20 protein-coding genes and 1 pseudogene are annotated in these 19,456 nt (G+C 46.3%); 15 read left to right on the top strand and 6 right to left on the bottom strand.

What is annotated here, in order from left to right; all coding sequences use genetic code 11:
* Positions 1-24: 24 nt before the first annotated feature.
* On the bottom strand, positions 25-441 hold the full coding sequence (locus SOI44_RS04915; protein WP_331348110.1) for a DUF4430 domain-containing protein: 417 nt from the start codon (positions 439-441) through the stop codon (positions 25-27).
* On the bottom strand, positions 438-1,838 hold the full coding sequence (locus tag SOI44_RS04910) for a B12-binding domain-containing radical SAM protein (RefSeq protein ID WP_331348109.1): 1,401 nt from the start codon (positions 1,836-1,838) through the stop codon (positions 438-440). Before SOI44_RS04910 ends, SOI44_RS04915 begins: the two co-directional genes overlap by 4 nt.
* Before the next feature lie 115 nt (positions 1,839-1,953).
* On the opposite strand from SOI44_RS04910, the gene SOI44_RS04905 reads away from it, so the two are divergent.
* The 11 genes from SOI44_RS04905 (at position 1,954) to SOI44_RS04855 (ending at position 14,023) form a co-directional block, all read left to right on the top strand.
* Positions 1,954-2,529 carry a TetR/AcrR family transcriptional regulator gene (locus tag SOI44_RS04905; RefSeq protein WP_331348108.1) on the top strand — a complete coding sequence of 192 codons (576 nt, stop codon included), beginning with the start codon at positions 1,954-1,956 and terminating at the stop codon, positions 2,527-2,529.
* A gap of 103 nt (positions 2,530-2,632) precedes the next feature.
* Positions 2,633-3,253, top strand: a complete 621-nt coding sequence (locus SOI44_RS04900; RefSeq protein WP_331348107.1) for a TetR family transcriptional regulator — start codon at positions 2,633-2,635, stop codon at positions 3,251-3,253.
* A 71-nt stretch (positions 3,254-3,324) separates the two neighbouring features.
* Positions 3,325-3,870, top strand: a complete 546-nt coding sequence (locus SOI44_RS04895) for a flavin reductase family protein (protein ID WP_331348106.1) — start codon at positions 3,325-3,327, stop codon at positions 3,868-3,870.
* A gap of 21 nt (positions 3,871-3,891) precedes the next feature.
* Positions 3,892-4,755: an aldo/keto reductase gene (locus SOI44_RS04890; protein WP_331348105.1), complete on the top strand. Its 864-nt coding sequence runs from the start codon at positions 3,892-3,894 to the stop codon at positions 4,753-4,755.
* Between the two features lie 191 nt (positions 4,756-4,946).
* Positions 4,947-5,099 (top strand): hypothetical protein, encoded by a 153-nt coding sequence (locus tag SOI44_RS04885; protein WP_331348104.1) that lies wholly within the window; start codon positions 4,947-4,949, stop codon positions 5,097-5,099.
* 62 nt (positions 5,100-5,161) lie between these two features.
* Positions 5,162-5,710: a methylated-DNA--[protein]-cysteine S-methyltransferase gene (locus tag SOI44_RS04880; protein ID WP_331348103.1), complete on the top strand. Its 549-nt coding sequence runs from the start codon at positions 5,162-5,164 to the stop codon at positions 5,708-5,710.
* A complete protein-coding gene (locus SOI44_RS04875) occupies positions 5,710-6,297 on the top strand; it encodes a DNA-3-methyladenine glycosylase I (RefSeq protein ID WP_331348102.1) in 588 nt (195 codons plus the stop codon). The genes SOI44_RS04880 and SOI44_RS04875 overlap by 1 nt, the downstream gene beginning before the upstream one ends.
* Before the next feature lie 179 nt (positions 6,298-6,476).
* Positions 6,477-8,324 carry a TerB N-terminal domain-containing protein gene (locus SOI44_RS04870; protein ID WP_331348101.1) on the top strand — a complete coding sequence of 616 codons (1,848 nt, stop codon included), beginning with the start codon at positions 6,477-6,479 and terminating at the stop codon, positions 8,322-8,324.
* Positions 8,325-8,329: 5 nt separating this feature from the next.
* Positions 8,330-9,661 (top strand): ATP-binding protein, encoded by a 1,332-nt coding sequence (locus SOI44_RS04865; protein WP_331348100.1) that lies wholly within the window; start codon positions 8,330-8,332, stop codon positions 9,659-9,661.
* Positions 9,662-9,691: 30 nt separating this feature from the next.
* Positions 9,692-11,950, top strand: a complete 2,259-nt coding sequence (locus SOI44_RS04860; protein WP_331348099.1) for a DEAD/DEAH box helicase — start codon at positions 9,692-9,694, stop codon at positions 11,948-11,950.
* A gap of 45 nt (positions 11,951-11,995) precedes the next feature.
* Positions 11,996-14,023 (top strand): glycoside hydrolase family 31 protein, encoded by a 2,028-nt coding sequence (locus tag SOI44_RS04855; protein WP_331348098.1) that lies wholly within the window; start codon positions 11,996-11,998, stop codon positions 14,021-14,023.
* Positions 14,024-14,211: 188 nt separating this feature from the next.
* On the opposite strand, the gene SOI44_RS04850 is transcribed toward SOI44_RS04855, so the two are convergent.
* The 4 genes and pseudogenes from SOI44_RS04850 to SOI44_RS04840 form a co-directional block, all read right to left on the bottom strand.
* The gene (locus SOI44_RS04850; RefSeq protein WP_331348097.1) at positions 14,212-14,670 is read right to left on the bottom strand and encodes a hypothetical protein; all 459 of its coding nucleotides are present in this window, start codon (positions 14,668-14,670) and stop codon (positions 14,212-14,214) included.
* A 74-nt stretch (positions 14,671-14,744) separates the two neighbouring features.
* Positions 14,745-15,374, bottom strand: a complete 630-nt coding sequence (locus SOI44_RS04845) for a class I SAM-dependent methyltransferase (protein ID WP_331348096.1) — start codon at positions 15,372-15,374, stop codon at positions 14,745-14,747.
* Between the two features lie 119 nt (positions 15,375-15,493).
* A pseudogene (locus SOI44_RS10395) lies at positions 15,494-15,724 on the bottom strand (class I SAM-dependent methyltransferase); the annotation flags it as partial.
* A gap of 39 nt (positions 15,725-15,763) precedes the next feature.
* Positions 15,764-16,177, bottom strand: a complete 414-nt coding sequence (locus SOI44_RS04840; protein WP_331348095.1) for a hypothetical protein — start codon at positions 16,175-16,177, stop codon at positions 15,764-15,766.
* 197 nt (positions 16,178-16,374) lie between these two features.
* Between SOI44_RS04840 and SOI44_RS04835 the strand changes: the two genes are divergently transcribed.
* From SOI44_RS04835 to SOI44_RS04820, 4 genes are read left to right on the top strand one after another with little or no spacing between them, the layout of a single operon-like run.
* Positions 16,375-16,995: a 4Fe-4S binding protein gene (locus SOI44_RS04835; RefSeq protein WP_331348094.1), complete on the top strand. Its 621-nt coding sequence runs from the start codon at positions 16,375-16,377 to the stop codon at positions 16,993-16,995.
* Positions 16,992-17,828, top strand: coding sequence for a protein-ADP-ribose hydrolase (locus tag SOI44_RS04830; protein WP_331348093.1), 837 nt, complete (start codon positions 16,992-16,994; stop codon positions 17,826-17,828). The genes SOI44_RS04835 and SOI44_RS04830 overlap by 4 nt, the downstream gene beginning before the upstream one ends.
* Positions 17,806-18,792 (top strand): SIR2 family NAD-dependent protein deacylase, encoded by a 987-nt coding sequence (locus SOI44_RS04825; RefSeq protein WP_331348092.1) that lies wholly within the window; start codon positions 17,806-17,808, stop codon positions 18,790-18,792. Before SOI44_RS04830 ends, SOI44_RS04825 begins: the two co-directional genes overlap by 23 nt.
* A gap of 58 nt (positions 18,793-18,850) precedes the next feature.
* On the top strand, positions 18,851-19,438 hold the full coding sequence (locus SOI44_RS04820) for a uracil-DNA glycosylase family protein (protein ID WP_331348091.1): 588 nt from the start codon (positions 18,851-18,853) through the stop codon (positions 19,436-19,438).
* Positions 19,439-19,456: the final 18 nt, after the last annotated feature.

Raw genomic sequence — 19,456 nt, 5'->3', positions numbered from 1 at the left:
GATGTGTGCTGCTTTCAGGCATTGTTATTTCTGATCTGTGGTATAGACAAGCTGGAAGTCATCACCATCTGCCACTGGCTGCTGATCAATGCCATAGGAACCATAGTCTCCATTGACCATGATGGACCAGTAGGCAGAGTCTTTTGTATAATCTGCAGTTTCACCATTGACTTCAGTGATATAAAAACCAGACTGTGATTCCATGCCGTCATAGGAAAAATCCTGATCTTTGACAAGTTCATCCATCACACCGCGCAGATATTCCTGATCGGTAGTTCCCTTGTAGTCTGTTTCTTCTCCTTCCTGGTTGATCACTTCCAGTGTATATGCTTTTTCTCCTTTGACAGTCTTTGGCTTGAAGACGTTATAGACAACAAGCAGAATGGCAATGGCTGCCACAATGATGATGGCCGCAGTAATCTTTCTGTTTTTCTTTTTCATTGGTTTTTCTCCTCTTCTGCATTGTTCTGGCTGCTGTCTTTTGTCCAGTGGCGCAGCTGGTAGTAGCAGCTCTTCGGTGCTTTTTCAGAAGCCACATGGGCACCCCATACACCTAGACGTGCCGCCAGGGCCAGTCCCCACCGCCGCCATCCATATTCTTTTCCATAGATTTCTCCGATCTTTCTGGCTGAAGAAAAGTCATAGAAATATTTGGCTGACTTGTAGAATTCTTCCTGCAGCTGCCACGGGGTCATATGAGCAGGCTCAAAGGTCACATTCATCATGTCAAACAGGCTCCAGTCATGGGTGATCATTCTGCCTTCTTTTTCAAACTTCTCATAGACAGGTGTACCCGGGAATGGTGTCAGAATGGCAGGCTGCAGCTGGTAGGCATTGATGCTTTTGGCAAACTGGACACTGCGGTCCATATCTGCCAGCGTATCTTCATCCAGACCGAGAACAACACTGGCAATCATGCGGATGCCATATTTCTGGCAGGCAGCACCGGCTCTTCTGATGTTTTCGATATTCTGTCCTTTGTGAATGCTGTTCAACGCTGCCTGATTCAGTGATTCAATGCCGATCAGCACTCTGGTCAGATGGGCATCATGCAACAACTGCAGAAGTTCTTCATCATCCGCCAGATCCGTACGGCCGAAAAAGAAGGTTTCTTTGAAGGTCAGATTCTCACCGATCATCCGCCTGCAGATTTCCTTGGCACGTTCTTTATCAGCCGTGAAATTGTCATCTTCAAAGTTCATGTATTTGAACCCCATGTTCTTGTACATGCGGATTTCTTCAATAACATTGTTTACGCTGCGCTGCCGGTAAGGTGCAAACATGCGGGATGTCGTACAGAATGTGCAGCGGTAAGGACAGCCTCTGGTCGAGATGACATTGGCTGCCTGGCATGGTGTTTTCAGGATGGAATAGTCCGGGAAGGGAACCTCATCCAGATTCTTGATCGGAATACCATGTACAAGTCTGTCTTTGATGCGCCCTTCAACAACATCCAGGATGACTTTTTCACCTTCACCGACAATAACCTGATCGGCATGCGCAAGAGCTTCATCCGGCATCCAGGTTGCATGCATACCGCCCATGATGACCCGTGCATGAGACTTCTGATGAATCATGTCCGCGAGTTCATAGCCGCGGATGGAATTGGAAGTCATGATTGAGATGCAGAAAACATCTGTATCCTTGAACAGCTTTTTATAAGGGACAGAGGCGTTGAGCTCTTCATATGCCTCTACATGATGTCCTGCTTTTTTCAGGATACCGCCCAGAATCAGTGGTCCTGTGATGGAATTTGTCTGTCCGTAGATTTTGCCGCCCCAGCGGTAGGGAGGAAAGCGGCGGAGGGCAGTTGTTGGTACAATAAATACAATTTTCATTCTGTACTGCTCCTTACAGTTGTTATAATAAATTAACGGTTGTTAAGAATCTGATGCAATGACAGTATTCATGCACACGTCAGATATCGATACAGAAGGAGGGAATGTGTAAAGAATGGACAAACGTATCTATAAAACGAAAAAAGGTCTGCAGGAAGCACTGCAGGAACTGCTTGGGGAAATGTCATTTGATAAGATCAGTGTCAGCCAGATCTGTGAGCGGGCCGCCACAAGCAGGGTGACATTCTATATGTATTATAACGATAAATATGATCTGCTTTCTGATCTGTACGATACGATGGCAGAAAAAGCAGAGATGAACTTCATGCAGAAACAGAAAGAAAACAATCCTGGCAATGAGACAAACCAGAGTCTGGAGAATCTGCTGGATGTTCTGATTGCCTTTGAAAAAGAACCCGCTGCCACAGCAGCCAGGGTCGTCTCGGAAAGAAAAATCACCCATCTGTACATGGAATTCATTCTGCGCTGCATTGAGAAGTTTGAAACCATCAGTCCGCTCTTCAGCCAGAGCCGCTATCCCGAAAAAGCTCTGAATTCCTTCTTTGCCTTTGGCCTCTGGGGATTTCTGCACAGCAGCAATGGAGAGATTACAGAGCAGGATCGAAAGAATGCGAGCAGACTGCTGAAAGATCTTGTCAACAGTCCGATTTTCCGAGAAGAAATAAAATGAAGCTTCAGCGATGAAGAATATTATCTGTATAATATAGACACTGTGTCAGGAAAGAAATATCATAACAGTGCTGACATAATGTCAGCATAGAAACGGGAAGATGATGTCTAGAGGATCTACAGAACTGTCAGAAAGCAGGAAAAATGAAATTATCGATGCGTGTGCAAAGCTGTATCAGACGATGAACTACCATGATATTACGCTCAAGGAGATCAGCCGGGAGACAAGCTTTTCAAGACCTTCGATCTATAACTATTTCCAGACAAAGGAAGAGATCTTTCTTGGCCTGTTAACAAGGGAATATCATCTCTGGTCTCTGGATCTGCTGGCTCTGTCAAAACAGACAGACAATCTGAACAAAGAAAGCTTTTCGGATCAGTTTGCCAGGATTCTTGAAAGCAGGGTGGTACTGCTGAAGATTACGGCCATGAATCTGTATGAGATTGAAGACTATAGCAGACTGGAAAGACTGGAAGAATACAAGAGGGAATTCCTGTATGCGATGGAGATGGTGAAGAAATGCCTGCAGCACTTTTTCCCGGAAATGAGTGAATCGCAGATGGAAAATTTCCGCTATGCATTCTTTCCCTTTATGTACGGCATCTATCCATACGTGTATCCCACTGCAAAGCAGTTGGAAGCCATGGATGCTGTGGGCGTTCCGTATCATAAGACGTCTGTGTATGAGATGGTCTTTCAGTTTATCAATGAGTTTCTGCATTGATTTTTTATGGCCAATGTCTGACATGATGTCAGCATATTGACCTTGAGATAAAGAAAAAGGAGAAAACAAACATGACAAAGAAGAACATTGGGGCCCAGCTGGCACTTTATCCGTACCCGGTATTTGTAGTCGGTGCAATGGTGGATGGCAAACCGAGCTGGACACTGGCCGCCCATGCGGGTATCATGGCACATTCCCATCTGATGGTGTCACTTGTACAGGCACACTACATTAACAAAGGGATTCGTGAGACAAAGAAGCTTTCCATCAATGTAGTGGATGAATCCTGGCTGAAACAGGCAGATCTGATGGGAACAACTTCCGGCAACAAGACCGATAAGTCAAGTGCCTTTGCATGGACGATGGGAGATAACGGGGCACCGTTGATCAATGATGCTAAAGTTTCCATCGAATGTGAAGTGGATGGCTGCTATGAGCTGGAACACTTTGATCAGTTCTTCTGTAAGATTCTGGCGACATATGCGGATGACAGCATTCTCAATGAACGCGGGAAGATCAATTATCATATCTTTAAGCCGGTTCTGTTTGAATTCCCGACGTATGAATACTTTGTGACCGGAGATAAAGCCGGTGACTGTGGAAAGATGAATGCGTAAGAGCATTGGAAAGGAAATTGTATGTATAACAAAACAGTAACGCTATCAAATGGAGTGGTTGTTCCCCAGCTTGCTCTGGGCACATGGCTGATTGATGATGATCAGGCAGCTGAAGCAGTCAGACAGGCCGCAAAGCTTGGCTATCGTCATTTTGATACTGCTCAGGCCTATGGCAATGAGCGCGGTGTAGGTGAGGGGATCCGTACCTGCGGCATGCCAAGAGAAGAACTATTTGTCACAACAAAAGTGGCTGCTGAACATAAGGATTATGAATCAGCAATGAATGGCATCAATGCATCACTGGCAAAACTTGGCCTGGATTACATTGATATGATGATCATTCACAGTCCGCAGCCATGGGATAAGGTCAACCAGTCCAATGACCGCTATTTCAAAGGTAATCTTGAGGCATGGCGTGCATTATCGGATGCTTACAAAGCAGGAAAAATCCGTGCCATTGGTGTTTCGAACTTTCTGAAAGAAGACATTGATAACATCTGGAACAATGCCCAAATCAAGCCGATGGTCAATCAGGTATTATGCCATGTTTCCAATACACCCATGGATCTGATCCAGTACTGCCAGGATAAAGGCATCGTCATGGAAGCCTACAGTCCGGTTGCCCATGGTGAAGCATTGAAGAATCCTGTCATTTCTAAGATGGCTGAGAAGTATGGGGTCACACCGGCACAGCTTTGCATTCGGTATGATCTGCAGCTTGGCATGATCACACTGCCTAAGACGGCCAATCCTGCCCATATGAAGGCCAATGGTGATGTGGACTTTGAAATTTCCAAAGAGGATATGGATACACTGATCCATGTGAAGAAGATTGACAACTATGGTGATGCCAGCTTCTTCCCGGTCTTTGGCGGCAAGCTGTAAGATCACAAAGCCATCATATTTCAAACAGCCTCACCGGCATCATTCCATTTATGCCAGTGGGGCTTTTCTGGCGTAAAATGGAGTCAAATGAAAGAGAAAACACCGGCTGAAAAAAGACAGCAGAAGGAACATCAGATGCGGCATAAACTGATGATGAATATGCTGAAAAGAGGTTTTCCAAACGCTATACAATGGAAGTTGTGGAATTCCTGGCCAGTTATCAGGCAAGACGTCGTATGGTGGAATATCTCAACCATAACGATATCTGGGCAGGTGATGACCTTGATGACATTCTGCTTTCCATCCAGGACCGTACAGAATTGGAAAAGATTGGAAATAATTAGAAAACGGAAAAACAAGGAACAGAATAGTCAGGATTCTGATTAATATAATGAATGGAGCAAACATGTACTACACTGCAGACTATGATTCCCCGCTTGGCCAGATGATCCTGGCATCAAATGGGAAACATCTTGTTGGTGCCTGGTTTACAGGACAGAAATACTTTGGCGGCAATCTCAACATGGAACAGACAGAGAAGAAGGATCTTCCTGTTTTTGCGAAAACAATTCACTGGCTGGATCGCTATTTTGCCAAAGAAAAGCCATCCATTGAGGAACTGGAGCTGGATCCTGCTGGTACACCATTTCAAAAACAGGTATGGAATCTGCTTTGCCAGATTCCATATGGTTCAACGATTACCTATTCTGATCTGGGAAAACAGATGGCAGTCAGAATGGGAAAGGTACATATGTCCAGCCAGGCAATTGGCAATGCGGTTGGCCACAATCCCATTTCGATCATTGTTCCCTGCCATCGTGTTGTTGGCAAAGATGGCAGCCTGACTGGCTATGCCGGCGGCATCCAGCGTAAAATCAGCCTGCTGCAGATCGAAGGCGTTGATCTTTCCAGACTGTATGTACCGGAATCAAATCAAAAAGCAGGAGACAGATAATGGAATGGGCAGATGGGAAAACCAGGTGCAGATGGGCAGATCCAAAGAATGAGCTGTATATCCGCTATCATGATGAGGAGTGGGGTGTTCCTGTTCACGATGACCATAAACTGCTGGAGATGCTGATACTGGAATGCTTTCAGGCAGGACTTTCCTGGGAATGTATCCTGAATAAAAGAGAAGGTTTCAGGAAAGCTTTTGATGACTTTGATCTGGATGCTATCTGCAATTATTCCAGCGAAAAGCTGGATGCCTTACAAAAGGATCCTGGCATTGTACGCAATCGTCTCAAGATCAAGGCTGCCGTCACCAATGCAAGAATCTTCAGACAGATCCAGCAGGAATACGGCAGCTTTGACAGCTATCTCTGGAAGTGGACAGGTGGAAACATCATCTATGAAACTGGAAAAACATCCTCCTCTCTATCCGATGCTATCTCGATGGATCTGAAGAAAAGAGGTATGAAGTTTGTTGGTACAACCATCATCTATGCTTACTTACAGGCAGTTGGCGTAATCTATTCCCATGAAGAAGACTGCTATCTTGCCCACAATCCTCATCAACCATTGTCATCAGAACAAAATTAAATCCCGTTTCAGCAGCTGACACATTAATCTTGAATTCCCGCGTGTCATTTCTATCTACAGTTAGTAAGTATTGCAATAAATTCTTACAAATCCGCTGTTCATGAGGATTCATGTGCTTTTTGTATGGAACAGCCAAATCCTTGTCAATTTCCTATAATATAGTTCCGGGAGGAAGAGGCATGGAGATGAAAGAGCTGGCTGTGTATGCCGAAAAGAAATATCGTTGTCAGATCCGGTTTTCCGGCAGAAAATCTATGCTTCTTCTGGTGGATCCGGTGGAACGGCAATGTGTTGGCCTTTTGATGCGGGATATGGACAGAGAAACCGGTGAAATCACTGAATACGGGGATATCCGCTGCCCGCAGTCTGCCCTGAAGGATGTGCATGACCCTGCTGTTGGTCTTCCCTACCATATGAAACAGAACAGCTGGATTGGCATCCGCTTTGATGATGGTATAGATGCAGATCTTGTTTTTTCTCTTTTTGATCAGGCCATGCAGTCATTGAAAACACGCGGCTATACGATTGTGCTGGATGAGCATCCTGCCCCAGAACAATATCAGGCTTCTTCCATTCCATTTGCCCATGGCGTACATCAGGAAAAAGTGCCGGCAAGAATTCTGGATATGATGCAGAGCTATCAGTATGGGGATGGCTCTTTTTCCTGGAAATGCCGCAGTTTCCTCAGACAGGGAAAGATGATGGCAGACTATGAGGATCATGTGCCATGGGATGGAGAAATCCAGCTGTATTTTCCAACCTATCATGATCTGACCCCTGCCCAGCTGCGGGGCTATTTCACCTGGCGTACAATGGTGCGCAAAGGTGACTATCAGAAAACAAATGCTGCCTTTGTCTATCTTTATGTGTATGAACTGCTCAATCAGATTGGTACATCTTCACCTGCAGACAGTATTTCCCATTTACAGGCATTTCAGGAAAACTATGTCAATGTCCATGGTGATGCCAGAATGAAGCAGCTTGTCAGTCAGTGGATGCTTGGCTTTGCGGTTGTTAAAAGACTGCCGCTGGCTGTTGTACAAAGCTGTCTGGATGCAGAAAGTATCCAGCAGGGAAAGGATCTTTCCGTGCTGAAAGAGCCAGAGGATGACAAAGAAAAAGAGATTGCGTCTGCCTTGCTGAAGTATTCCCGCTACCGCAGCTTTGATACAGCTGTGTATAAAGACAGAAAAGAAGAGGCACTCTCTCTGCTTGGAAAGATGTGGATAACAGCTGAAAAGATGTATCACAATGAGAAGGGTCAGGATCTGTTTACGGCCATCTTTGGTGAAAAACAGAAAGTCAGCTGGAAACCTTTGCTCAGTGCAGTCTATGATGGCCGCAGAGACAGCAGGGAAGATGTATCGTATCAGCTGAATGCCTGTGAGCGTGTCTTTTGCCAGAATGGCAATTGGATCAAGGAAAAATATACATTGGCTGGCTTTGATAAAAAGCTGCTTGTCAGCTTTGTGCGTGCCAGTGATCGGCAGATTCGTCTGTATCTGCAGCTGCCGCATCCTTTGCCGGCAAAAAGTGAAGGTGACTGGGCACTGCCATATATCAAAGCTGCCATCGCGCAGAAGGAGCAGGAAAGGATGCAGGCAAAGCGTGATGCTGTGAAGATCCATTTTGGCAGTCTTGCTGAAATACGCAGGGATGCTATGACGACGCAGGAGAGCCTGATGACAGATGAGGAAAGAATGGAGGATGCAGTTTTTGAGATCAATGAAACAATGATCAGGCAGGAAACAGAACCAGAAAAGCCTGAAACAGAGACAGTGTCAGAAGAATCCTCAAACTCTCTGCTGAATGCACAGCAGGTAAAGATATTGTCTTTGCTGGTGGAAAACAAGCCGGTGGATGATGTGATTGTTTCCATGCATGGCATGCCGGAAGTGATTGCGGATGAGATCAATGAAGCATTGTTTGATGAGATCGGGGATGCAGCTGTAACGTGCATTGACGGTAAGCTTGCTTTGCAGGAAGATTACAGGGATGATGTCATTGCGATTTTGAAAGGGGAGTGAGATGGATGAGTGAGACAAGAAGAAAGGTGCCCAGAAGAATTGCCCAGACGGTGTTGAATTCCTTAAAGGGCGGCGTGGTGCCGAGAATCGGGCTTCCCTATATTGCGGTTGGCAGAAAGAATGAGATTGCGGCCTTGCTGCATGATGTGGATATGATTTCCGAGGGTGGAGCATCCTTTCGTTTCATTGTTGGTAAATATGGTGCCGGCAAGAGTTTTCTGATGCAGACCATCCGCAACTATGTCATGGACAAGGGCTTTATTGTGGTGGATGCAGACCTTTCTCCTGAGCGCCGGCTGATGGGTACCAAGGGACAGGGCCTGGCAACATACCGGGAACTGATTGGCAATCTTTCCACCAAGACCAAGCCGGAAGGCGGTGCTTTGACACTGGTGCTGGACCGCTGGATTTCCCATGTACAGTCTTCCACTGTGGCCAAAAGCGGATTATCTGTAGGTGATCCTGCTTTAGGTAAACTTGTCGATCAGGAAATCTATGCGGTGACATCTTCGATCAGTGAACTGGTCCACGGCTTTGAATTCGCCCATCTTTTATCCATGTACTACCATGCCTATCTTGATGGAGATGATGATACCAAGGCAAAGGTCATCAAATGGTTCCGTGGTGAATATACGACTAAAACGGAGGCGAAAAACGAGCTTGGCGTCAATATCATCATTTCGGATGACAACTGGTATGACTATCTCAAGCTGTTTGCCATGTTTTTCCGTCTGGCCGGCTATACGGGCATGATGATCATGATTGATGAGCTTGTCAATCTTTCCAAGATTCCCAATGCCATTACCCGCCAGTACAACTATGAAAAGATGTTAATGATGTACAACGATGCTCTTCAGGGCAAGGCAAAATATCTTGGCATTCTGATGGGTGCTACTCCGCAGGCACTGGAAGACAGACACCGCGGTATTTACAGCTATGAGGCACTGCGCTCCCGTCTGGCCGAGGGTAAGTTCTCCCGGCCGGGTGCACGTGATTTGTTGGCACCAGTAATCCGGCTGGATCCATTGACGGCAGATGAAATGCTTGTGTTGTGTGAGAAGCTGGCGGATATGCATGCCGATCTGTATGGTTACCCAAGAAAACTTGTCGATCAGGATCTGGCAGCTTTCATCCAGAATGAATATGCCCGTATTGGTGCTGATACAAACATCACACCGCGTGAAGTCATCCGTGACTTTATCGAGCTATTGGATCTTTTATATCAGAATCCGGATATGTCTTTGGCACAATTGATGCAGTCAGATCAGTTTACGTATACAAAGTCTGAGGCAGTCAGTGATAAAACGGATGAGAAGTATGCCGAGTTTACGCTTTGATTGATATTCTAGCAGAAAGGAGGTGGTAAGATGTCAGATGTGTTTGGACGCTATGCACCGTTTATCCAGGATTATATTTATCGATATGGCTGGCAGAATCTGAGGGCGGTGCAGAATGCGGCCGGGGATGCCATCTTCAATACAGATCAGAATGTGCTGCTTTGTGCATCCACGGCATCCGGCAAGACCGAAGCTGCCTTTTTTCCCATGCTTACACTGCTGCAGGAAAATCCTTCCCGTTCTGTTGGCATCCTGTACATTGCACCATTGAAGGCATTGATCAATGACCAGTATCTGCGTTTGAAGGATCTTTGTCAGGATACCGATATTCCGATTACCAAGTGGCATGGAGATGCCTCTCAGTCTGAGAAACGCAAACTGCTGAAGAAACCGCGCGGGGTTCTGCAGATCACCCCGGAATCATTAGAAGCACTGTTAATGCGCAAACACATGGAGATTCCAAGCTTGTTCGGTGATCTGCGCTTTATTGTCATTGATGAGATTCATTCTCTTTTGCGGGGAGACAGAGGCATGCAGACGTTCTGTCTGATTGAGCGTTTATGCAAAACAGCAGGCTGCTCACCAAGAAGAATCGGTCTTTCCGCAACCATTGGCAAGCCTGAGGAGGCTGCCCGCTTTCTGTCAGCCGGCAGCGGCAGAGATACGATCATTCCCCGCGTTGATGGCGGCAAAGAAGTGTGGCGGCTGTCCATGGAGCACTTCTTTAACAGTGATCCTCAGGCAGATGAAGGCAAAGATGTTCTGATGCCATCCCCTGTCAATGAAGAGCCCAGTGACAAGGCACCTGCAGCGGCGGATCCGGGCTGTGCCTACATCTTTGAACATACCAAAGGCAGAAAGTGTCTGATCTTCACCAATTCAAGAGAAGAGTGTGAACTGGTCTGTCAGACATTGCGGCAGTATTGTGAAGTCAATCATGAACCAGACCGCTTTTTGATCCACCATGGCAATCTGTCTTCTTCCTATCGGGAAAGTGCTGAGGAAGAAATGAAGGATGATGAATCATTGAAGAGTGTCTGTGCTACGGCTACCCTGGAGCTGGGCATTGATATTGGCAGACTGGAAAGGGCCTTCCAGATTGATGCGCCTTTTACGGTGTCTGGCTTTCTGCAGAGAATGGGCCGAACCGGCAGAAGAGGCCAGCCATCTGAGATGTGGTTTGTCATGCGTGAGGATCATCCTGAGGCCAGATCTCTGTTGCCGGAACAGATTCCGTGGTATCTGCTGCAGGGTATTGCCCTTGTGCAGCTGTATCTGGAAGAGCGGTTTGTGGAACCGCCCAGAACCGAACGGCTTCCTTTTTCTCTGCTGTATCATCAGACCATGAGCACGCTGGCATCTCTGGGGGAAATGACACCGGGTGAGCTGGCATCCCGCGTGCTTCCGTTAACAGCGTTTCATCGTATTACAACGGATGATTACCGGATCCTGCTGCGCCATCTGATCAAAACGGATCAGATCAGCCAGACAGAGAATGGCGGTCTGATTGTTGGCATTCATGGCGAAAGAATCGTCAATAATTACAAGTTCTTTGCTGTATTCCAGGAAAATGTGGAATATACCGTCCATGCCGGTTCCCAGGAGCTTGGTACGATCGTTAAACCGCCGCCAGTGGGTGACAAGATTGCCATTGCCGGAAGGGTATGGGCTGTGGATGAGGTGGATCACAAGCGCCGGGAAGTGTACTGTACGCTTGTCAAAGGGACAGTACCTGCCTACTTTGGTGATGTGCCTGGTGATATTCATACCCGTATTCTGGAGAGGATGTATGGTGTTTTAAATGAAGAAAAGATGTATCCGTATCTGACGCCCCATGCCTGTGCCAGGCTGGTATCAGCCAGAGAAACATTTCAGAAAGCCGGCATGAAAGACCATCCTCTGATTTCCCTTGGCGGCAATATGTGGGTATTGTTCCCGTGGCTTGGGACATATGCCTTTCTGGCATTGGAACGTTTCCTGAAGATCCGCTGCGGCAAGCGGCTTGGCCTGAAAGGCATGAGTCCGGCCAGACCGTATTATCTGGAATTTACGATGCAGGTGGATGCGGAAGAATTCTTTCAAATTACATCTGAGGAAGCCCAGAAAGCATTTGATCCGATGGAGCTTCTGTATCCTAAGGAAGTGCCTGTCTTTGAAAAGTATGATGCCTATGTGCCGGATGAGCTTGTGCGCAAAGGGTTTGCATATGGCGTGCTGGATATTGCGGGTATGAAACAGCGGGTGCTGTCGTGGATTCCGCATGAGGAAAGTACAAAAAGCGGTAAGTGAGAGACAGTAACGGCCGCGGTACAATGGCTTCAGGAGGAATATGTCATGCAGTTTCTCAAGAAAAACAATGCATTGATTGCAAAGCACAATGGTGAAACACTGCGTATTGAAGCCTGGGGAGACAATTCCCTGCGGGTACGGGCAGTGATGGATCCGGAAGTGTATGATGAAAACTGGGCTTTGAGTGAGCCGTTGAAAATATCCCATGTGGATGTTGAAATCAGTGAAGAAAAGCACTGGGTGGGTGATGGTTCATGGGATACCATGCCCATTGCGTCTATTACAAACGGACATCTCAAGGCAGTGGTCAACTTTGCCGGTATCATCACATTCTATCGGGATGACAAGATGATTCTGCGGGAATATTTCCGCAACTATGATGGCACTCTGAGTAAAGAAAGCCGCTGTCTGAAGTTCATCAGCAGAGAGTGGAAGGGTATCATCGGCGGCAGTGAGTATGCACTGAAAGTACGTTTTGAAAGCAATGATGGCGAGAAGATCTTCGGCATGGGCCAGTACCAGCAGAAGTATATGGATCTCAAGGGATGCACCCTGGAACTTGCCCAGCGCAATTCTCAGGTGAGTATTCCTTTCCTCGTATCAAATCTTGGTTATGGCATGTTGTGGAACACCCCGGCAGTTGGTTCGGTAACATTCGGCAAGAATGAAACGGTATGGACAGCCCGTTCCACAAAGCAGATGGACTATTGGATCACGGTGGGTGATAACCCGAAGCAGATCCTGCAGCAGTATACGGCTGTTACCGGCAGGGCACCGCAGTTTCCGGAAGATGAGATGGGTCTGTGGCAGTGCAAGCTGCGCTACCGCACCCAGCAGGAAGTGCTGGATGTTGCCAGAAGATATGTAAAGGAACATATCAAGATTGACCTGATCGTCATCGACTTCTTCCATTGGACAGTGCAGGGCGACTGGCAGTTTGATCCTAAGTACTGGCCGGATCCCAAGGCCATGGTCGATGAGCTGCATTCCTATGGCATCAAGGTAGTTGTGTCGGTATGGCCTTCGGTTGACCGCCGCAGCATTCACTTCCAGGATATGCTGGAAAAGGGTCTTCTGATCCGTACGGAAAGAGGCGCTCTGCAGACATATGACTACCAGGGTGACTGTGTTGAGATTGATGCCTTTAATCCCAAGACACGTGAATATGTCTGGAATGTCTGCAAACAGAACTACTATGATCTGGGCATTGATGCGTTCTGGCTGGATAATTCTGAACCGGACTATGGCGTTTATGACTTTGATCATTATCGGTATTGCAAAGGACCTGCACTTTCCTGCAGCAACCTTTATCCGCAGATGTACAGCCGCACCTTTGATGACAACATGAAGAAGCTAAGCAAGAAGCCATTTGCCAATCTGCTGCGTTCCGGCTGGGCCGGCAGCCAGAAGTACAGCAATGTACTCTGGTCCGGTGATGTGCCAAGTACGTTTGAATCTTTGTATGATCAGGTACAGGCTGGATTGAATATGGGCCTTGCTGGTATTCCCTGGTGGAATACAGATATCGGCGGATTTATGACAGACGATGTCAATGATCCGAAGTTCCGTCAGCTGCTGGTAAGATGGTATGAGTTTGCAGTCTATACACCTGTCTTCCGTTTACATGGAGACCGCGGTCCTTACAATATTCCAAAGCTGGATGACCGTGACTTTGGCGGCGGGTATCTTCATACCGGCCAGCCAAATGAGATGTGGAGCTATGGTGAAGATATCTTCAGGATCATGAAGAAGTATTACGATATCCGCATTGATATGCATAAATATCTTTCTTCACTGTTCAAAGAGGCATCCACAAACGGTTCACCGCTCATGCGGGCGATGTTCTATGAATTCCCGGAGGATGCTCAGTGCTGGAATCTGCAGGATCAGTACATGTTTGGCAATAAACTGCTGATTGCTCCGATTCTGCATCTGGATCAGTACAGCCGTTCTGTCTATCTGCCAGCAAATGCAAAGTGGAAAGAGCAGAGAACAGGCACGATATTTGACGGCGGACAGTATGTTATCGTAGATGCACCGATTGACTATCTGCCTGTATTTGAGAAGCTGTAAGCAGCGATTGTTTATTGTTTTTAGCGCAGTATGTACAGAGCATACTGCTTTTCTTCTGGCTGAAAATTACTGGCAAAAACAGGAATCCCGTGTTATATGTCCAAAATGCAATGAAAATACATGAAAAACAGAAGCAAATTACGGATATTGCATAATTCACTGCATCATGTCAGTGTATATGTTCTTTTCTACTGCAAGATTCCCTGCAGTGTTTTCAAGTAAGCATCCGGTGCACATACCTGATAGTCACAGTGTTTGTAACCGGGAATGATCAGATAGTTTGCATAGGGATGGGACTGTCTGACCGTCTTTTCTGATTTCTTTGCGGATTCGACTGCACCCCAGAGAAAAGTGAATTTTCTTTGTGTCTGTTTTGGTATCTCTGGGAAATGTAAAGTGATAGCAGGTTTCCACCATTGCCTTGATTGATTCTGGGCCTGCTGGACAAAGGCCATCAGTACTTCTGCACCCATGGAGGTGCTATGTGCCATAGCAAGTGAAGAAATATGATGGCTCTGCAGCCACTGAAGTGCTGATTCTGCTTCTTTGTGCTCATCCTGGAAAATGGATCCGGTGCCGTCATAGCCATCATATGTAGCCAGAATAACGTAATACTGACGGGATAATCTGTTTGCGATTGGCATCATGCTTTGTGCAGAACAAAGCATTCCCGGAAGTATCAATATGGCAGGATGATCTTCTTCTCTACGTGTTTCAAACTTTATTTCTGCGCATCTCCTTTTATTGCTGAAACGGTCAGCCACGGCTTTTTCTGATGATGAAAGGTACGGATGGATGAAAAGCCGGCCTGTTGTAATGCTGTTTCAATGTCTTGTTTTGAATAGCACTTCATGCCATCAATAATGGTTTCGCATTTTTTACCCATTTCATCAGTGCCATCTGATTCGTTGCAGATCAGGAAAATGCCTTCTGGTTTCAGCGTGCGGTAAACCTCCTTGAAGCATTCCGTGAGATCCGGCCAGAAGTAGATGGTTTCAAAGGCGGTTGCCAGATCCATGCTTTCTGAGGGAAAGGGAAGAATTGTTATACTGCCCTGTATTACCGTGCACCGTTTTGCCAGGATGGCTCTGCGGTTTGTCTGCATTGTCTTTCGCACACTCAAGGCAGAATAATCCAAGGCATAGATCTTTGCGTCTGGATATTTTCTCAGCAATACTTTTACATTTCTGCCGCCGCCACAGCCCAGCTCTTCGATGGTATCGGGGGCGATATTGACAAGATGGGACATGCCCCAGTCAGCCAGTTTTGCATGATGGCTGTTCATGCTGGAAATCATCAAAGAGCCAAGCAGCCCATCAGGCTTCTGTGTCTGCTGCAGATAGTTTTTCAAGATGCCCAATTTTCTTATTTCCTTTCTGTCAGAAGGGCTGATCCTGTTAACATCAGTCTTCTGGCTTCCTTTCTGGTCATAAACCGATCGTTTGTCGTATCAATCAGTTTCACCTTTTCCTAACCAAGATCCTGAAGCTTTCTGATGAATGCGTTCATGTCACCATATTTACTTCTGATGAAGAGATTATGAATGGTAAAAGTGCCGCCATTCTTTAAAACACGCAGCGTTTCCATCAGGATTTCCTGACGGTCACTGGCAGGAATGTTGTGATAGACATAGTTGCTGAAAACAGCGTCAAAGGTTTCATCTTCAAAAGGCAGTTTGACGGCATTTTCCTGCTGGAAGCGGACATTGGATACATCCTATGCTTTTGCATTGCACTGGCATCATGACTGATTGAAAGAGACATATTCCTTTTCCCAGCGGTCAATACCCACAAATCCAGCATCTGGATTTCTTCTGACACAGGCGATGACAAGCGCACCGCTGCCACAACCTGCATCCAGTCCTTTCTGCCCATTGGAAACAGAAATCCGTGTGCCAATGCCATCAATCACTTCTTTGGATAGCTTTCTTTTGCCATTGTAGGAAAATGCCCGGAACATCATGACAGCTTTCAAAGAAAGATATGCCGATACTATGGAAAGCAATATCAGTATGATCAATACGATTGTCTTCAGACTGCCGGACATCATACACAATGATGCCAGGATGGTGCTGACCAGGCAGATGGCGAAGACTGTAACGGCACATATGACTATTCCTTTTGGCATCCAGTTTTGATAATCGGGTTTCATCATACCTCCTTTTCATGGATGGATAAGCAGATATTCTCTAAAGTTAGTATATTCTAACTATAGCATATCTGAGGCTTCCTGAATCAGAAAAAGCAGAGTAAATATGTTTTATGAGATGTAATAAATAAATTGACAATAATGGAACAGAATACTATGATGTTCCTGCCTGAGTGATCAGACTGATGATACAGGAGGCGGCTATGGAGACAGGAGATTATCTGAGAATACTGACAGATGAAATACATTCAACGGTTGTGGCAACCATAGATGGTGAAGGACATCCGGTGACCCGGTGCATTGATATGATGCTGTATGATGACAGGGGTGTTTACTTTCTGACCGCTAAGGGCAAGGAATTCTTTGATCAGCTGATGGCACAGAAGTACATTTCGCTTTCTGCTGTGCAGGGAAAGAAATGTATCAGTTTATCAGGCTGGGTGGAAAACATCGGCTATGAAAAGCTGGATGAGATCTTTGCAAAGAATACGTATATGCAGGCAATTTATCCTGGTGATACGCGCTCTGCTTTGAACGTCTTTCGTATTTACAAGGCACATGGGAACTTCTTTGATATCAGTGATCCTGCCCATATTGAAAGAGGGACATTTTCACTTGGAAATGAAACCATTCATCCTTCCGGCTATTTCATTACAGATAAGTGCAATGGCTGTGATGCCTGTCTTTCAGTATGTCCGCAGCAGTGCATTGATCTATCCTGCATTCCGGCTGTGATTGATCCAAATCGCTGCCTGCACTGTGGCAGGTGTGTGGAAGTGTGCCCGCAGAATGCAATTGAAAGATTGGGAGGTATGAGAAGATGAACGATACGATGGCACAGACGGAACGTTTGGATTACTTACTGGATTTTCTGATCAAGGATGAAGATCTTCAGGGGCAGGTATCCATGCCTGAAGATGTGGAAGATAAGAGGAAACTGCTGCGTGCCTTGATGAATGTCAGGATGCCAAAGATTGTGCCGGCCAATGTTCTGGCTGTACAGGATGCCTATCTGCAGGAAAGAAATAAGGAAAGAGGCATTGTAAAATGGCAGGATCTTCCTGATGTCCAATCTTCTGGCAGCCATCTTCCTATGGCAGATCATATTTCTTTGTGGCAGGGCGATATCACCACATTATCTGTGGACGCCATTGTCAATGCCGCCAATTCCAAAATGCTTGGCTGCTTTGTACCATTGCATAACTGCATCGACAACTGTATTCATACCTATGCCGGTATTGAACTGCGTCTTGCCTGTGCAAGAGGCATGCTGCAGAAACAGAGGGAATATGGCAGCAGCTATGAACAGCCGACATCTGTACCGATGCTTACTTCTGGATATAATCTGCCTGCTTCCCATGTCATTCATGTGGTAGGACCGATTATCAGTGGCGCATTGACAGAGCAGAAGGAAGAAGAACTTGCGGCATGTTATACAAATGTGCTGTACCTTTGTGTAGAGAATCATTTACGCTCAGTGGCATTCTGCTGTATCTCCACCGGTGTCTTTCATTTCCCCCCGGAAAAAGCAAGTGCGATTGCCGTCAATACCGTCACAGCCTGGCTGCAGAAACATCCGGGTGTGATGGACCGAGTGATTTTCAATGTCTTTACAGATCAGGACAGGAGGTACTATGAACAGCAGATATTTGGATGATGGCTATCATGATACGATTCAGATGGCAATGGAAGTACTGCCACGGTTTGAAAGCAGCCGGATTTCCACCGGCCGGCGCATAGATACGCAGAATATCCTTCAGCTGAAGCACGAGATAGAAACTGCAGATGCAATTGTCATTGGGGCCGGAGCTGGTCTTTCTGCCTCTGCCGGCATGACTTACAGCGGAGAACGCTTTGAGCGGTATTTCTTTGACTTTGCCAAAACATTTGGCATTCAGGATATGTACTCCGGTGGTTTTTATCCTTTTCCGGATAACGAGACAAAATGGGCATGGTGGGCCAGAGCAATCTATATCAACCGTTATGTGGATGCCCCAAAGCCTGTCTATGAACAGCTTAAAAGACTGGTAGAAGGAAAAGATTATTTTGTCATTACGACAAACGTGGACCATCTGTTCCAGCGTGCCGGCTTTGATAAACAGAGATTGTTTTATACCCAGGGAGATTATGGCCTGTTTCAGAGTGTTGTACCTTCAGATCAGAATACATATGACAATGAGGAATGGGTCATGGCGGCGATGGAAGCACAGGGGTTTTTCAAAGATGAACATGAGATCTTTCAGGTACCTTCGGATGGAAAACTGCTGATGAAGCTTCCTTCCTCTCTGATTCCAAAGTGTTCTGATGGCAGTGATGTGGAAATGAATCTTCGCGCAGACAATTCTTTTGTGGAGGATGCAGGATGGCATCTGGCTTCGCAGCGCTATGCCCGCTTTCTTAATACCCATTCCCATCAGCATGTGCTGTATCTGGAACTTGGGGTAGGTGCCAATACACCCATCATCATCAAATATCCTTTCTGGGCTATGACACTTTCCAACCCTGAGTCGGTGTATGCCTGCCTGAATTACAGTGAAGCATTCTGCCCTGATCAGATTGCAAAGCGCAGTATCTGTATCGACGGGGATATCGGTGATGTGTTGAATCGTCTGGCTGCATAGGCAAATGGCTTTCTTACCAGAGCGTGGCTGGTACAATCTAGGCAAGAGGCAGAAGATCATGGAAGATGAAAACTGGCAGAAAATCAAAGAAAAGATCATGCAGGATCCACGGAACAAATCTTATACAGAAAGGAATATTCCGCCGATTCTGCAGGTGAATGCACAGGCCCGCGTGCTGATTGTCGGTCAGGCACCAGGCAGAAAAGTAGAAGAATCTTTGATTCCGTTTCATGACAAATCCGGAGATCGGCTGATGGAATGGCTTGGTATGACAAAAGATGTCTTCTATTCCGATCAGGTTGCGATCATGCCCATGGATTTCTATTATCCCGGCAAAGGAAAAACCGGTGATCTGCCGCCAAGAAAATTCATGAGCGAATATCATCAGGAAATTCTTGCATTGATGCCGGACATTCAGCTGACGGTACTGATTGGCAAATACAGCATTGATTACTATCTTAAGGACAGAAAAAAGAAGAATCTGACCGAAACCGTACGTGCCTATCGTGAATATCTGCCTTCTTATTTTCCGATTGTGCATCCCAGTCCATTGAACTGCCGCTGGCTCAAAGCCAATCCGTGGTTTGAAGAAGAGGTAGTACCTGCCTTACAGGAACGTGTTGCCAATGCACTGCATACCAAATGAGTCAAAGAAATCTGGCTT

Source organism: Lactimicrobium sp. (genome assembly GCF_036453465.1).
Taxonomy (GTDB): Bacteria; Bacillota_I; Bacilli_A; order Erysipelotrichales; family Erysipelotrichaceae; genus Bulleidia.
Note: the sequence above shows the minus strand (reverse complement) of the source record. Positions and strands in the feature narration are given on the sequence as shown.